This is a genomic window from Qipengyuania nanhaisediminis (assembly GCF_900115585.1).
GTDB classification, from domain to species: Bacteria; Pseudomonadota; Alphaproteobacteria; order Sphingomonadales; family Sphingomonadaceae; genus Qipengyuania; species Qipengyuania nanhaisediminis.
This window is the reverse complement of the sequence record NZ_FOWZ01000003.1, coordinates 375,506-390,282: the sequence shown is the minus strand read 5'-3', so window position 1 is coordinate 390,282 and position 14,777 is coordinate 375,506. Positions and strand designations below refer to the sequence as shown.

General features: G+C 60.0%; 15 protein-coding genes and 1 tRNA gene. 5 read left to right on the top strand and 11 right to left on the bottom strand.

The genetic code is table 11. From position 1 onward, the window contains the following. Nucleotides 1-85: 85 nt before the first annotated feature. Both BM173_RS10740 and BM173_RS10735 read left to right on the top strand, forming a co-directional pair. Entirely contained in the window at nucleotides 86-658 is a 573-nt protein-coding gene (locus BM173_RS10740; protein WP_090481297.1) for a helix-turn-helix transcriptional regulator, read from the top strand. Then, nucleotides 655-1,851, top strand: a complete 1,197-nt coding sequence (locus tag BM173_RS10735) for a glycosyltransferase (protein ID WP_090481294.1) — start codon at nucleotides 655-657, stop codon at nucleotides 1,849-1,851. The genes BM173_RS10740 and BM173_RS10735 overlap by 4 nt, the downstream gene beginning before the upstream one ends. Here the strand turns inward: BM173_RS10735 and secF are convergent. The 3 genes from secF to yajC are packed head-to-tail and all read right to left on the bottom strand — an operon-like array spanning nucleotide 1,848 to nucleotide 4,780. After that, nucleotides 1,848-2,825 carry a protein translocase subunit SecF gene (gene secF / locus BM173_RS10730; protein WP_090481292.1) on the bottom strand — a complete coding sequence of 326 codons (978 nt, stop codon included), beginning with the start codon at nucleotides 2,823-2,825 and terminating at the stop codon, nucleotides 1,848-1,850. The genes BM173_RS10735 and secF overlap by 4 nt on opposite strands. A gap of 11 nt (nucleotides 2,826-2,836) precedes the next feature. Beyond that, nucleotides 2,837-4,429, bottom strand: coding sequence for a protein translocase subunit SecD (secD, locus tag BM173_RS10725; RefSeq protein ID WP_090481289.1), 1,593 nt, complete (start codon nucleotides 4,427-4,429; stop codon nucleotides 2,837-2,839). A gap of 24 nt (nucleotides 4,430-4,453) precedes the next feature. Beyond that, nucleotides 4,454-4,780 carry a preprotein translocase subunit YajC gene (gene yajC, locus BM173_RS10720; protein WP_090481285.1) on the bottom strand — a complete coding sequence of 109 codons (327 nt, stop codon included), beginning with the start codon at nucleotides 4,778-4,780 and terminating at the stop codon, nucleotides 4,454-4,456. 199 nt (nucleotides 4,781-4,979) lie between these two features. Here yajC and BM173_RS10715 point away from each other — a divergent pair. The 3 genes from BM173_RS10715 (at nucleotide 4,980) to BM173_RS10705 (ending at nucleotide 6,578) form a co-directional block, all read left to right on the top strand. Continuing rightward, a tRNA-Pro gene (locus BM173_RS10715) sits at nucleotides 4,980-5,056 on the top strand. A gap of 298 nt (nucleotides 5,057-5,354) precedes the next feature. Beyond that, nucleotides 5,355-5,987 carry a hypothetical protein gene (locus tag BM173_RS10710; RefSeq protein ID WP_090481282.1) on the top strand — a complete coding sequence of 211 codons (633 nt, stop codon included), beginning with the start codon at nucleotides 5,355-5,357 and terminating at the stop codon, nucleotides 5,985-5,987. A 225-nt stretch (nucleotides 5,988-6,212) separates the two neighbouring features. Continuing rightward, nucleotides 6,213-6,578 carry a hypothetical protein gene (locus BM173_RS10705; RefSeq protein ID WP_090481279.1) on the top strand — a complete coding sequence of 122 codons (366 nt, stop codon included), beginning with the start codon at nucleotides 6,213-6,215 and terminating at the stop codon, nucleotides 6,576-6,578. Nucleotides 6,579-6,834: 256 nt separating this feature from the next. Here BM173_RS10705 and BM173_RS10700 read toward each other — a convergent pair whose 3' ends face one another. From BM173_RS10700 to BM173_RS10665, 8 genes are all read right to left on the bottom strand, one after another. Next, on the bottom strand, nucleotides 6,835-7,428 hold the full coding sequence (locus BM173_RS10700; RefSeq protein ID WP_218152641.1) for a ZIP family metal transporter: 594 nt from the start codon (nucleotides 7,426-7,428) through the stop codon (nucleotides 6,835-6,837). Nucleotides 7,429-7,573: 145 nt separating this feature from the next. Continuing rightward, nucleotides 7,574-8,677, bottom strand: a complete 1,104-nt coding sequence (locus BM173_RS10695; protein WP_090481273.1) for an NAD-dependent epimerase/dehydratase family protein — start codon at nucleotides 8,675-8,677, stop codon at nucleotides 7,574-7,576. Nucleotides 8,678-8,683: 6 nt separating this feature from the next. Continuing rightward, on the bottom strand, nucleotides 8,684-10,060 hold the full coding sequence (locus BM173_RS10690; RefSeq protein WP_090481270.1) for a PQQ-dependent sugar dehydrogenase: 1,377 nt from the start codon (nucleotides 10,058-10,060) through the stop codon (nucleotides 8,684-8,686). Beyond that, the gene (locus BM173_RS10685) at nucleotides 10,057-10,491 is read right to left on the bottom strand and encodes a DUF2231 domain-containing protein (protein WP_090481267.1); all 435 of its coding nucleotides are present in this window, start codon (nucleotides 10,489-10,491) and stop codon (nucleotides 10,057-10,059) included. Before BM173_RS10685 ends, BM173_RS10690 begins: the two co-directional genes overlap by 4 nt. A 36-nt stretch (nucleotides 10,492-10,527) precedes the next feature. Then, nucleotides 10,528-10,830, bottom strand: coding sequence for a hypothetical protein (locus BM173_RS10680; RefSeq protein ID WP_090481264.1), 303 nt, complete (start codon nucleotides 10,828-10,830; stop codon nucleotides 10,528-10,530). Next, on the bottom strand, nucleotides 10,823-13,360 hold the full coding sequence (locus tag BM173_RS10675) for a cbb3-type cytochrome c oxidase subunit I (RefSeq protein ID WP_090481262.1): 2,538 nt from the start codon (nucleotides 13,358-13,360) through the stop codon (nucleotides 10,823-10,825). The genes BM173_RS10680 and BM173_RS10675 overlap by 8 nt, the downstream gene beginning before the upstream one ends. Beyond that, nucleotides 13,357-14,403: a cytochrome c oxidase subunit II gene (locus BM173_RS10670; protein WP_245755857.1), complete on the bottom strand. Its 1,047-nt coding sequence runs from the start codon at nucleotides 14,401-14,403 to the stop codon at nucleotides 13,357-13,359. The genes BM173_RS10675 and BM173_RS10670 overlap by 4 nt, the downstream gene beginning before the upstream one ends. Then, a complete protein-coding gene (locus tag BM173_RS10665; protein ID WP_177201874.1) occupies nucleotides 14,396-14,761 on the bottom strand; it encodes a c-type cytochrome in 366 nt (121 codons plus the stop codon). The genes BM173_RS10670 and BM173_RS10665 overlap by 8 nt, the downstream gene beginning before the upstream one ends. Nucleotides 14,762-14,777 lie beyond the last annotated feature (16 nt).

Here is a 14,777-nt window from a genome sequence, read left to right as displayed (position 1 = left end):
TCTCCTTGCTTGTGGAGAGATCGCTTGCATATTTTCGGTTAGTGTAGGAAAGTCGAAAAACCATTCCGGTTACTGGAGAAGGTGTTTGATCAACCGTATCCGCGACATCCGCAAGCAAAAGGGCTGGACGCTGGCCGATCTGGCAGAGGCTTGCGACCCGCCCACCACGCCGCAGACCGTCGGTCGGCTAGAGACCGGAATGCGGAACCTGTCGCTGAAGTGGATGGAACGGATTGCCGATGCCCTTGGCGTCGAACCGGAAGTGCTTGTCCGTTCGGAAAAGGCCGCCCATCCGCAAGTCGTCGCCAGTCTCGGCAAAGACGGGCCCGAGGCACTGGAGACGACGCGCGATGCATTGCTCGCGACCGATCTTGGATCGGATGGCGCCCTGATGGTCCTGACCATCGAATATCCGCATGGGGAATACCGCCCCGGTGACCAGCTGTGGCTGCGCCAGATCGATCCGGAAGATGCCGGGCGCGCGGTGAACCGAGACGTGCTCGTCCCGCGCAAGGCCGGGCGATTCTCCTTCGGCCGGTTGATCGATCGGCAGGGCAGCCTCGTGGGTATCTTGCCGCCGGGCCACGGAGAAAAACAGCAGGTGGTCGACAGCCCGCCCTGGATCGGTGTCGCCGAAATGCTGGTCCGTCGGCTGTGACGTCTGGCAGAGCCCGGCGGGCACTGGTCCTGTCGACACTGTGGCCCAATGCTTCGGCGCCGAGATTCGGCACCTTCGTCGCACGCTCGATCGAGGCACTCGCAAACCATACCGACTGGGAGCCTGTCGTCATCAACCCTATCGGTCTGCCACCCTTGGCGCTTGGGCGATATCGCGAGGCGAAGGAGGCCGCCGTCGATGGGCTGGAAAACGGTGTTGCCGTCCATCGACCGACCTTTCGCCTGCTGCCCAAGGTGGGCGGACGTCTCAATCCCCGCCTGATCGCCAAGGCCGTAATGCCTCTGGCAGAAAGACTGCACGAAGAGCAGCCGTTCGACCTGATCGACGCGCAGTTTTTCTACCCGGACGGCCCAGCCGCTGCCCGCATCGCAGCTGAGCTCGGCCTTCCCCTCTCGATCAAGGCGCGGGGGGCGGATATCCATTATTGGGGCGGCCGCAGGTATGGCGCCCACGCGCTGAAGACTGCTGCCCAACAGGCTGCCGGTCTGCTCAGCGTTTCCGAGGCATTGGCGGACGACATGGCTGCGCTGGGCATGGACCGCGCCAAGATCGCGATCCATCGCACCGGGCTCGACCGCGACCGGTTCCGGCCGCTCGGCCATACCCAATTGCGCAATCGCCTCGGCAGCGAGCTCGGCATCGAGATCGGCGAAGACGACCAGCTGATCGCCACCGTCGGGGCCCTCATCGAACGCAAGGGTCAGGCGCTGGTCATAAAGGCGCTGACGGACCTGCCTGACGCCCGCCTCCTGCTGGTCGGCAAGGGAGAGGACGAGGCCAGCCTGCGCGCCCTTGCAAGATCGGAGGGCGTGGCCGGCCGCGTCCACTTCCTCGGCAGCTTGGATCACGACCTGTTGCCGATCATCCTGTCCGCTGCCGATGTGATGGCCCTGCCCTCTGCCAGCGAAGGGCTGGCCAATGCGTGGATCGAGGCACTGGCCTGCGGTACGCCCCTCGTCATCACCGACGCAGGCGGTGCGCGCGAAGTGGTGAATACGCCAGCCGCAGGTGTCATCGTCGCCCGGCGAACCGACGCCGTTCGCGAAGGCATCAGGCTGGTCTTGCAAAACAGGCGGCCACCCCTGGAGGTAGCCGCCTGTGTCGATGCTTATAGCTGGGAGGCGAACGGCAAGGCGCTAGGCGCGCATTACGATCGCCTCGTCGAGGTTTAGACCTCGCCCCGAGCGACGCGTTCCTGCTTGTCGGCAACCGTCTCTTCCGGGACGAAGCTGTCCGAATTGACGCCCATCCAGATGAGCAGCGGCGAGGCCATGTAGACCGAGCTGTAGGTACCCACGAAGAGGCCGAGTGTGATTGCAGCGGTGAGGCCGAAGAGACTCGCCGGGCCGATCAACAGCAGCGGCAGCAGCGCCACCAGCAGCGTCAGCGAGGTCATGACGGTACGCGCCAGGGTTTCGTTGACCGAGAGGTCGAGCAGCTCCGGCACCGGCATCTTGCGGTACTTCTTCAGGTTCTCGCGGATGCGGTCGTAGACGACGATCGTATCGTTCAGGGAGTAACCGATGATGGCCAGGATAGCCGCGATGATCTGCAGGCTGAACTCCAGTTGGAACAGCGCAAACATCCCCAGGGTCAGGCTGACGTCGTGGAACAGTGCGAACAATGCGCCGACCCCGAATTGCCATTCGAAGCGGATCCAGATGTAGAGCGCCACGGCCAGCATGGCGGCCACCAGCGCAAAGACGGCATCCTCGCGGAATTCACCGGACACCTTGCCGGACACGTTGTCGTTCCCGTCGAGACGGAAGTCGGGGTAATTGCCCTGCAATTCGTCCACCACCGCATTGGCCGCGGCCTGTGCAGCGTCCTTATCGGCAGCGACCTCGTCGGGCAGGCGAACGCGGATCGAAACCTGGTTGTCCTCGCCGAAGCGCTGGACGACGGGCGAGCCGTAGCCCAGCCCTTCCACGTCGTCGCGCAGCTGCGCCACAGGGGCCTCGCTGCGTTCGGTGAAGGTCGCCCGCACTTCGAGACCGCCGGCGAAGTCGACGCCGTAGTTGAGGCCCTTGGTCGCCACGAGAGCCCAGCTCGCCGCGATCAGCAGGATGCTGACCACGAAGAAGGGCACGCGCCACTTGAGGAACTTGATGTTGGTGTCGTCGGGGACGAGCTTGAGAAGTTTCATCGTCCGTTTCCTCAAAGATTGATGTCGGATGGGCGCGCCTTGCGCAGCCATCCGGCGACCCACATGCGGGTCAGCGGCAGGGCGGTGAAGACGCTGGTGAACAGGCCGACGACGAGGACCACGGCAAAGCCCTTGATCGGTCCGGAGCCGAAGCTGAACAGCAGGACGCCTGCGATGAAGTTGGTGATGTTCGCGTCATAAATGGCGCGGCTGGCTTCCTTATAGCCGTTCTCCACCGCCGTGATGACGCGCCTCCCGCGTTTTCGCTCCTCGCGAATGCGTTCGTTGATCAGCACGTTGGCGTCCACCGCCGCGCCGATAGTCAGCACGAAGCCCGCGATACCCGGCAGGGTCAGCGTCATGTTGAGCGCCGCCATGATCCCGAGCAGCATGAGCACGTTGATGACCAGCGCCACCGTCGCATAGATGCCGAACCGACCGTAGGTCACGATCATCAGGCCCATGACCAGGAGCGTGCCGATCACGATGGCGATCATGCCCTGCTTGATCGAGTCAGCGCCGAGGTCAGGTCCGACCGTGCGTTCTTCCACCACGCTGAGATCGACCGGGAGCGCGCCGGAGCGCAACTGGATCGCCAGGTTGTTCGCGCTTTCGACGGTGAACCCGCCGGAAATCTGCGACTGGCCGTTCTGGATCGGCTCGCGCATGACGGGAGCAGAAATTACCTCCCCGTCGAGGATGATGGCGAACTGGCGTCCCGTGTTTTGCGTCGTCATCCGCGCGAAGCGGCGACCACCGTCGGGATTGAAAGTGATCGATACGACCGGTTCGTTGGTCTGCGCATCGAAATTCTGCTGAGCGCCGGTGAGCGTTTCGCCGTCGATGCCGCCGATGCGCTGGACGACGACCCCGTTGGGGAAGCCCTCGCCCTCGGCATAGGGATAGACTTCGCCGCCCGCCACGAAACCGCGCGCCACTTCCTCGGCGCTGGCCTGGCGTTCGACCAGCTTGAATTCCAGCTTGGCAGTCTTGCCGAGCAGTTCCTTGAGCTGTTCGGGATCCTGCAGACCGGGCACCTGCACCACGATACGGGTATCGCCCTGGCGAAGGATCGTCGGCTCACGCGTGCCGAGGCCGTCGATACGGATACCAACGGTACGCAGCGCACCTTCCATCGCCCCGTCGACCGCATTGTCGAGGCCGGCAGCGGTCTGGGTCAGCACGAAGCGCTGCCCGTCGACGACCTGCAGGTCCCATTCGCGGACCGGGCCGGTGCCGTTCATGATGTCTTCGATTTCAGCCCGCGCGCGGTCCACGTCGGCGACATCGTCGAGCAGGAAGCTGAGCTGGCCGTCCGCGGTCGAAACGTCGCCGATGCGGATGCGGGGCTCTGCGCGGCGCATGGCGTTGCGCACGCTTTCTTCCAGATCTTCCAGACGCATGGCGGCCACTTCGTCCCGCTCGGCTTCGAGCAGGATGTGGCTACCGCCGGCAAGGTCGAGACCGAGGTTTACGACCGGGTCGGGAAGCTGATCGGGCCAATCGAGATTGGCGAGCGAGAACAGGGAAGGCAGCGACAGGAGCATGCCGATGACGGCGATGCCCCACAGGAACGCTTTCCTCCAGGTTGGAAAATCGAGCATGTCTGCTGTGTGCCTCTTGGCGGATCAGTCGTTGGCGGGCTTGGCGGTGGTGCCGGAGAGCACTTCGCCAATGGTGTTGCGCACGGCGCGGACCTTCATGCCCTTGGACAGTTCGACTTCGACGAACTGGTCTTCGACCTTGGTGATCTTGCCCACGAGACCGCCTGCCGTCACCACTTCGTCACCGCGCTTCAGACCGGCGATCTTTTCCTGGTGCGCTTTCTGCTGGCGCATCTGCGGGCGGATCATCAGGAACCAGAAGATTGCGAAGATCGCGACCCACGGAAGAATCTGCAGCCAGACCGGCGGCTGGGCTGCGGCGGAGCCGGCGGCGGCGAGAAGGTCGATCATGAAGGAAAAGCCTGTATCCGTTGATGCTGTTGTTCGTGCGAGATGGGACCGGTTGCGGAGCAATCAAGCTTCCGGCCGAAAGCCCCCTCGTCAATAGCGCGCGCAGCTAGCAGGAACGGGATTGCAGGGCAATGAATTGCGGCAGCTTGACGCTTGCCATGCACAGAACTCCCCCCTATAGGGCCGCCTCCACTGGTATCGGGACGTGGCGCAGTCTGGTAGCGCACTATACTGGGGGTGTAGGGGTCGCTGGTTCGAATCCAGTCGTCCCGACCAGTGGTTTCAAACACTTAAGCGAGCGTCGCCCATCTCACTTATTGGTGAGTAATCACCGAGTAAGCACGCGCTTAGATTCCCCTACCATGAAACCGCAAGCTCGCTCGCTCGCACCTGCTCGTCTTTTAGGCGCGCCTGACCTCGAATGATGTCTCGAATGGGCCGCAAGCGGAACGTCCGCTTTCGATGGATAGGCGCGGAAAAGCTGCCGTTCGGCTGTCGGTTCAATACTCCGTTGTCCCCGGACTAGTTGGAAATCAAACTTGCTGTGCGCGAAGTCCGAGAGCACATTTCTATTATGGCAAAGCTCACAATCCGCGATCGCATTACTCGGCACTTCGACGAGTTCGATCACCAATGGAACACTGAGTTCAATCGGTCCAAGGCTGACCTCAGTTCGAAAGGGCTCACCGGCAGTTCGGTGATGATCAAATCGGGTTTTACTACCTTCGAAGCCGAACTTCAGAAGATGCTTTCCCGTCTCCTGAGCGAGATTGCCCATGTCATTCGCCATCGGGGGCGGCGTTGGCGTGATGCTCACACACAAGTTAGGGAAGCGCTGGTTTCGAGATATCCAGACATCGCTAACATCGTCGGCGGTCAGCTCGGCACGCGACCAGTGTTCGATTACGACGTCTGGGCGCAGCTTGGTGTCGATATCAAAAACGCTGCCATCGATGTGATCGATGCTCACGAAGACGGATACACGAGCCCGAAACCGGAACCCATCGCCGTAAGGCATCCAATCGGTTACGCCGCGCTTTGCGGTGCCCTCGGCCTTTTCGGCGGAGGTTTGGTAAGCGTTTTCGGTCCTGATATTCGCGCTGTCACCTTAGATTTCTTCGACATCGAGAATCAGTCGTCATCCGGATCCCAATCCAAATCCGACGCGCCCGAATTCAATCGGCTGGAAGTGACGCCTGCTGCTTGACCAACAATTTTCTGCAAGGCTTATGACCTCTGACACAGGGCCCGATTTCACATGTTGGTAACGGTCGGGCGGCTGGAGCGCGCGTAATAACCATTCATAGCCGAGTTGCAGCCTGGATGATCGGGGACGGTTGCTGAGAGTCCGTTTAGGGCTGAATTTCGCGAAAAGCGGTAATTCCGCTAACGACCCGATTGCGGACAATCCGCGGTTGTCTATATTGCAAAAATGAATATTGGACGAAGCTTACTCACCCTAGCTCTATTATTTGTTCTCGCCTGCAGCGAAGAACCCAAGCAAGAAGAAAAGGCTGTCGCACTAGACGGCCCAGACGTTTCTGAAGTCGAAGTGCTCGAAATGCGAGAAGCGGCGTCTTTGGGTAACGCGGCTAGCTACGAAACCTTGATGGTTTTGTATGGTAACGAGCAACGCTACGATGATGCTTTACGCCTTGCTGTGAATTTCGCGGAGCATGATTCCCGAAGGGCAATGGGGGACATTTGTGAGCTTGCGTGGGTTTATGGAGTCGAACTGGATAGCGAGGCAATCATAGCGTTAGGTGGCTCACGAGAAGTCTGCGATTTGCAAGTCTAGCTAATGGGCTTCGACGCAGGAGGTGACGGCTGGGACTGCTCTCCACTGCATCTCGTGGGGCCTTTACCGAGGTAGCGATCCGCTATGAGCGGACCGTCAACTAACGACCCGATTGCGGACGTTGCGCGAGACGTCCGCTTCGCGCCCTAAATCGAGACATAGAAAAGGTCGCCGCTGGCACCTCAAACCGGACATTGGAATGAAGCTTTACACAGGCCGGTAGTTACCTCCTCAAACGAGGACATTAAACCTTTCGTCAGGAAGAGAGGTACGCCGAGAGCAAAAGAAGCAGCACGAATCCGCCAGCAAATGCAGGGCTTGAGATTCGACGAGGCGCACCCGGCTTGTCCGCCTCCGGTACGATTTCTTCGATCGTTGCAGTCAAGAGCAGGCCGGCGAGAAACGCAAGCGTGGTCCCAGTTGCAAAATTTCCCGCGTCCCTAAGCGCAAGGTACCCCACTGCAGCGCCGACAACCGGGAGCATCGGATAGGCTGAAAGCATTACCAATCGCTGCCGTCGTGGCACCGCCGCAGCCCTGAAACTGGCGGCGATCGCAAAGCCGCCGGGTAGGTTGCCGACTATCTGCGACAGGGCCAGCAACAACCCTAGGCTCGCCGCGACTGCCGCGCCGCTACCGGTCATCAGTCCATCTGTCACCAAGTCCACTCCAATTGCCACGTAGGCTCCGATGGTGCTCGCCCGCATCCGCTTGCTCGGAAGCCTGGTGCTGATTGCCCGTGACAATCTGGCAATGCCGACAGAGGCGAAGGATCCGCAAATTAGCGCTACTGCGAGCAACCAAATCTCGACGCGCTCAATCGCTCTCGGCACGAGTTCGATGGCCGCCACTGCAGCGGCGAGTCCCGCAGCGGCATGCATAGCTCCGCCTACTAGCCACGGCGGTGGCTTGCGCCATTCGGCCAAGCCCACCCCGATCAAACTGCCGAGCGCCGGCAGCAATGCGAGCAGCAGGACGGTACCTAAATCGATGGCCCTATCGCTCTTCGGCCCGGTTTTTGCCCGAAAAAGCTACGCCATTGATCCGATGCCAAGCGTCGGGATCAGCCTGCAGATGCCTGACTATTCCGGGAAGTTCTTCGCCGAGACGATGCTGTGGTTCCCAGCCAAGCAATGTGCGCGCAAGCGAGATATCGAGCTCGTAATGATCGTCCGCCATGTCGATCATGTATGGTTGGATGAAGGGCTTGTCTCCTCCATCGAGGGCGTCTGGTATCAGAGTTTCAGACAAATTCTGGATCTTGGACCCGAGCTTCGCGAGGGGAGGCGGGATCTTAATTGTTTGCCAGACATCTTCGCCATGGATCAAGCGTCCCAACATATCTTGGATCGTATCGTAGCCCAAGGTCTCAGGCTCGCCGATAAGCATCGTCACCTCTTCAGGTAAGTAACCCCGGCGTGCAATCGTGCGGCGTATGGCATCGATGAGGTCTTCGCGGTGGAGCATCGCCTGCCCCGCATCCAGTAGCCCGGCATAGAGGTGCGATTGTAGATCGCGAGAATAGATGCGCGCTATCTGATTTGAAAGCGTCGGCACCGACGTCTGTTCATCATACACGCCGGCCAAGCGCAAAATAGCATAAGGCATCGTCGTATTGGAACGGATCGTGGCCTCCGCACGGGCTTTGGACCTAGGGTATTCCCAACGTGGATCGACTGGAGTGTCTTCATCAATTTTATCGTCTGGCACGACAGGGCGATGGACCAACATGGTGCTGGTATAGATGAAACGATCGACCTCGAAATCTTCGAGAACGCCAAGAAAATCGCGAGTTCCTTTGACGTTCACCTCGTCATAGAGAGGGTCTGGCTCACCACTGAAGTCGTAATAGGCAATCAAGTGAAGGATTGCTGCGATACGCGAGCCGAAATCGCGGCGGATGGTCGCGAGCGCCTCGCGGATCGAGCTCTCGCAGGTAATGTCCATTTCGATTACTTGGCGCTTACCTGATGCCCGATCTCGGTCGAGCCCGACCACGGTGTAGTCACTTTCGAGCCCGGCGCAGATCGACTGACCCAAATTACCAGTCGCGCCGGTGACGAGCACCAGCGGCTTATTGGTGTCGTACGAAACGGCCAAGCCGAGCTAGTCTGCGCCGGTTTGAGTGGAAGTCGACGGCGTATCGATAGGCACTTGGACTACCCCCCGCGGTACTGACCGAGGCCCTGCGTTTTGCGGAGCAACCCGCCAAACGGTGTTCGACACATCATCTGCTATATAGAGCACGCCGCGGGCCGCATCGTATGTCACGCCGACGGGGCGCCCCCTCGCGTGCCCGTTTTTCAGAAAACCTGTGAGCAGGTCGATGGGCTCGCCGCTCGGACGGCCCCCGCGGAAGGGCACGAAGACGACCTTGTAGCCCGAGGGATCGGCACGATTCCAACTTCCGTGCATCCCGACAAACGCACCTTCGCCGAACCGGCCACCCAAGCCACCTTCGGTGGTGAAATCGACACCAAGTGCGGCAACATGGGAGCCCAGCGCATAGTCGGGCACAATGGCCTTCTTAACCAGGTCGGGCCTCGCCGGCTTGATCCTCGGATCGACGTTCTGACCGTAGTAACTGTAAGGCCAGCCATAAAAGGCACCGTCGCGTACGGAAGTCAGGTAATCAGGCACGAGTTGCGGTCCGAGTTCGTCACGCTCGTTGACGACCGCCCAAAGCTTCTCGTTCCACGGGTCAAAGGCGAGTGCGGTCGGGTTGCGGATGCCGGAAGCGAATATCCGACTGGCGCCCGTTTCTCGGTCGATCTCCCATATGACCGCACGGTCCTCTTCGACATCCATGCCGCGTTCACCGACATTGCTGTTCGAGCCTATGCCGACGTAAAGCTTCGAGCCATCGGGGCTGGCGGTCATCGCCTTCGTCCAATGGTGATTGATCTTGGCGGGAAGCTTTGTGACTTCGGTACCAGAGCCAGCGATACTGGTCGCTCCTTCGGTATATTCGAAGCTTACCAGATTACCCTGATTGGCTACGTAGAGCGTGCCATCGACGAAAGCTAAGCCGTAGGGAGCGTCGAGACCCTCGATAAAAGTGGTCTGGAGATCGGTCTGCCCATCTCCGTCTTCATCGCGCAGCAGCGTTATCCGGTCCCCACCTTCGACCGGGCTTTTGCCGCGCTTCTTGATCCAGCCCGCGATGACATCCTTGGGTCTCAATTTGGGTGCCTTGCCCCCAGCCCCCTCGGCGACCAAGATGTCGCCATTGGGCAGAACAAGGGTCTGCCGCGGAATCCTCAGATCCTGCGCAATTGCGGAAACGGTATACCCTTCGGGCACGGTAGGCAGTTCGTCCCCCCAACCTTCCGGCGTCGGAATTTCCATCGCCGGCACGAGAGCATCATTCTGTTCGGGAAGTTCGGGCCGCTCGCCGGTCTGATCGAGATCGGGATCGCTGCTGACCTGGCAGGCGGCAAGCGCGATAGTCAGCGGTAAGGCGAGGTATGCGAGGCGGATCATGCGCGTTTCTCCGCCGCAATGGTGCTGTAGGCGATAAATGCCGCGATCAAGGCAAGGATCGAACAAAGGATCGAAAGAACGAGTCCCAATGTTCCAACGGAATGCCAGCCGTCACGCGCATGCTGAAAAGAATTCAAAACACCGAGCCCGAACATTGCGGCTACGACGATCAGATAGAGCATACTGCGGCTTTTCGAGTGGCGGGCACGCCCGAAGAAGAGGCCGAGCAATGCCCAGGCGAGCACCAGACCAGCAAACAGATCCGCCCCGGCGATCAGCCAAGAGGAGAAGTTGGTCCACTGGATCTCGGCCGTATTCAGATAGGTTATGTCGGTGAGTAGAGCGGAAGGATATAGCGCGACGGGAAACGCAAGCAGGATCGCATGCAAGGGATTTGCAAAAGAACGGGAATTAGTGACTGTGCGGTCCATGCGGGCAATCTCCTCTTCCGGCTTTGCCTCTCTGACTTAACCAACAATGGCAGGGAAGGTGCCGAAGATTACCCCCGCCGCGCCCAGCCCGAGGGCACCAAGAGCAAGCGGCGAGCGTGGAGCAGGTAGTCTCCGGACTTGTACGACCAGTGCGGCGATTGCGATTAGACCCGCACTTAAAGCGATAATCCGCGCCATCCCGTCATCTGGGAAAACCAGCACCCCGGCGTAGCTTACAGCGAAATGCGCCGACCAGATCACGAAAGCGATCAGAAGCGTACGATAGATCGAAGGGCGGTCGATCGGCTCGCCAATCTCGTTGTTCTTCGCATCAGACACCGGGGAATACCCTCGGCAAGAGAGTAAAGATCATGCCCTGTAGCGCGCAGAACATTATGAAACGTGCGACGATATCCATGGTCACGTTTGTTGGAGTGGTCATGATCCCTCGTGCCTCGCGAAAGGCGAGATAGGCGGCCATGATGACAGCAACTACGACCACCTGTCCTTGAAGCACCGAGAGCATGAAGACAGTCGCACCCATCCCATTCGCGGTGGGCTCAAGACCCGTCGCGAGCCAACCAGTCACATCGAGGTATAACGCGCCGACCAGCAGGGCCGCAGCAAGTGCCTCCAGCATCCAAGGCAGGTCTTCGGCAAGCCGCCCTTCTTTCGTTGCGAGAACCCTACGCCCGCCCCAAGCCGCAAGAAGCGCAGCCGCTTCTATCCCGACAATAATTGCGGTTTCGCCGAGGGGCGGAGGCGCACTCCAGACTTCGGGATTGATGCCATAGAGATAGAGATAGGCGAATACGGCCATGAAGCCGATCATGCCGATTACGACCATCAAAGTGTTCAACGCCCACCAGCCGTGGCTTTTCGGCCCGGTGATTGCGATCGGAACCTCGATACCGCCGCCGATGTCAGCGCTTTCCTGTTTGATGGGACGGTCGGTTTCCCAAAGCCATCGCAGCGTACTCAGCACTGCTACAATCCCGCAAAACACAGCAAAGGCGTAGCCCTGCACCGTTAGCGAGAGGAAGAAGAGAGCGGTGAACACAGCCGCTGACAATGGCCATGCCGACGGGCCGGGCATGAGTTGAACGTATTGGGGTTCGGCCATCACGGTCGAGGTAATCAGCGTCTCGCGCTGGCCAGTAGCAGAGTTCGGGAGGAAATAGCGCCCTTCTTCGACTTCCTTCGAGATATGGGGGCGATCCCACAATGGTTCACGCGACGTGACCAGCGGGATCGAGCGCGTGGAGTACAAACCGGTGGGAAGCCATTCGAGCGTACCGCCGCCGTAGATATTGCCTGCGTCATCATGAACCGTGAAACGAAAGCGGCGAGCGAGATCAAACAGGAACAGGAGTATCCCAGCGGCCATCACGAAAGCGCCGATGGTGGACACCAGATTGAGCAGATCGAGATCGCGCCCGGGCAAATAGGTATAGACCCTGCGCGGCATACCCATGAGGCCGGTCAGGTGCATGGGGAAGAAAGTTATGTGCAGACCCGCGAACATCAGCCCGAAGACCCACTTCCCAACACGCTCAGATAGCGCCCGGCTGCTGGTCATGCCGTGCCAGTGGTAGAACGCGGCGAACATCGGGAAAACCATGCCGCCCATCAGCACGTAATGGAGGTGGGCGACGATAAAATAGGTGTCGTGCGCTTGCCAGTCGAAGGGCACCATACCCACCATCACGCCGGTCAACCCACCCATCGTGAAAATCACCACGCTTCCGACCACGAATAACGCAGGCGTGGTCCATCTTATCTTCCCGCTGGCAAGCGTCGCGATCCAGCAGAACACCTGTATCCCAGCGGGCAGGCTGACCGCCATGCTGGCGGCGGAAAAATAGCCTGCAGAAACGCGCGGCATGTCGGTAGTGAACATGTGATGCGCCCAAACGCCGAAGCTGATGAAGCCGGTAGCGACCAGCGCCAGGACGTTGAGACGGTACCCAACGAGCGGCACCTTTGCGACTGCGGCCACCATCATGCTCATGAGACCCGCGGCTGGGATGAAGATAATGTAGACTTCTGGATGGCCGAAAAACCAGAAGAGGTGTTGCCACAGCATGGGATCGCCGCCGCGTAGCGCATCGAAGAAGGGCCAATTGAACGCTCGTTCGATCTCCAGCAGCATCGTGCACAGGATCACACTCGGGAAGGCGACCACGATCATTACCGCGAAGACCAGCATGGCCCACGCAAACATCGGCATTTTGTCGAGTGTCATCCCCGGCGCTCGGGTGCGGAGCACGCCTACGATGATCTCGATCGCGCCTGCGATGGCGGAGATTTCGATGAAACCGATACCGAGTAGCCAGAAATCGGTATTTATGCCGGGGCTGAAGGCGATGCTTGTAAGCGGCGGATACATGAACCAGCCACCGTCAGGCGCCAGCCCGACGAATAGCGAGAGGAAAAACATCGTCCCGCCTACGAAATAGGCCCAGAACGCGAACGCCGACAGCCTGGGGAACGGTAGATCGCGTGCTGCCAGCATCTGCGGCAACAGCATGATGCCGATAGCCTCCACCATGGGCACGGCAAATAGGAACATCATAACCGTGCCGTGCATCGTGAAAAACTGGTTGTAGGTATCGACGCCCAGAAAGTCCTGCATCGGGGCAGCGAGCTGCACTCGCATGCCCAGCGCCAGAATTCCTGCTGCGAGGAAGAAACCAAAAGCGGTGACGACGTACCAGAAACCGACGTAGTTGTTATTGACCGCGGTAAGACGTGCCCACCCTTTGGGCGCGCGCCAGATGCGGTTCAATTCCTCTACCTCGCTATTGGGGCGCTTCTCGGTGGGGAAGCGCTCGTAAAGCGCATGATCGAAACCCGTCTCGGATCTCATTTCTGCTGCTCGAGCCAGATTGCGATAGCTTCGAGCTCGTCGGCATTGAGCATGTCATAGCTCGGCATGCGATTGCCCGGCTTGAGCGATTGGCTGTCGCCTATCCAGCCGATGAGAGTACCGCGATTGTTCGGCAATATACCCGCGCCCAGCGTACGGCGTGATCCGACATGGGTGAGGTCCGGACCAGCGAGGCCGTTCGCCTCTGTCCCGGCAACGCGGTGGCACGCAGCACATCCGGACTGCATGAATAGTGTTCGTCCGGACAGTTGACCGGGATTTGCGTCAGCGCCTGCATCCGGACGCGTACCTGTTGATCCCTCCGAACCCTGCATCAATGACGTGGACGATGGTTCCACTTGCGACGTTATGTCGAGGCCCGCCGAAACGAGGCGCTCGTTCCGCTCGGCAAACCATTCACGAAAATCGTCGTCCTCATGGGCTACTGCAACGAAGCCCATCAGCGCATGTTGCCGCCCGCAATACTCCGCGCACACCCCACCGAACTCTCCTGCGCGATCTGCTTCGATCCTCAGTAGAGTGCGTCGCCCGGGAATCATGTCCTTCTTTCCCGAGAGATGCGGAACCCAGAAGCTGTGGATCACATCGGCGGATTCCAATTCGAGCACCACCGGACGTCCAACAGGAATGTGAATCTCGTTCGCATCTTCCATCACGACCGCGCCCGATGTGTCCAGATACTGCACACGGAACCACCACATTTCGCCGGTAACGCGAATACGCATCTCGTCCCCGCGGATCGGCTCTGTCAGGCTGGCCGTAAGTGTGAGTCCCCACACCAGTAGAGCGGTCAATACGATGCCCGGAAAGGCCACCCCGCCGAGCCAGATCGCGCGTTCGCCTCCAAGCTTCGCTTTCCACTTGTCCGGTCCCTTGATGGCGACCCAGAGAGCAAGCACCACGACCAATGTCACGAAAGCGCCCAAACCGAATAGCGACCAGGCCAAGGTGGTGACCCTGCCCGAATAGGGACCTGCAGGATCAAGTACCGGAGGAGGCCAACCCCAGAGTGCGTCAATCATGGTCGAGGCCATATAAATAGGCTGCGATATCTGCCGCCTCAGCCTCGCTAATTGGCATTGGCGGCATGGAAGAGCCCTCCCTCACGGAAGGTGCGTTGCGGATGAAGGCCGCCAATACGTCCGGGCGGTTAGGCAATTGGCCAGCTATCAAGCCGACATCGTCGAAGCCCTCAAGCGATGGTCCCAAGCGCCCGGATGGCCAGTCCAGCCCGGGGATTTCGTGGCAAGACCCACAGCCTGCGCGCTTGATCGCTGCCAAGCCGCGATCCTTCGGTCCGGTAGCCGGCTCTCGCCGCGTCTCGACCGGGTCCTTGCATCCGGCAAGCGGTGCACAAGCGGCCAGGGCTACGCCAGTCACGATGGCTTTCCAATTT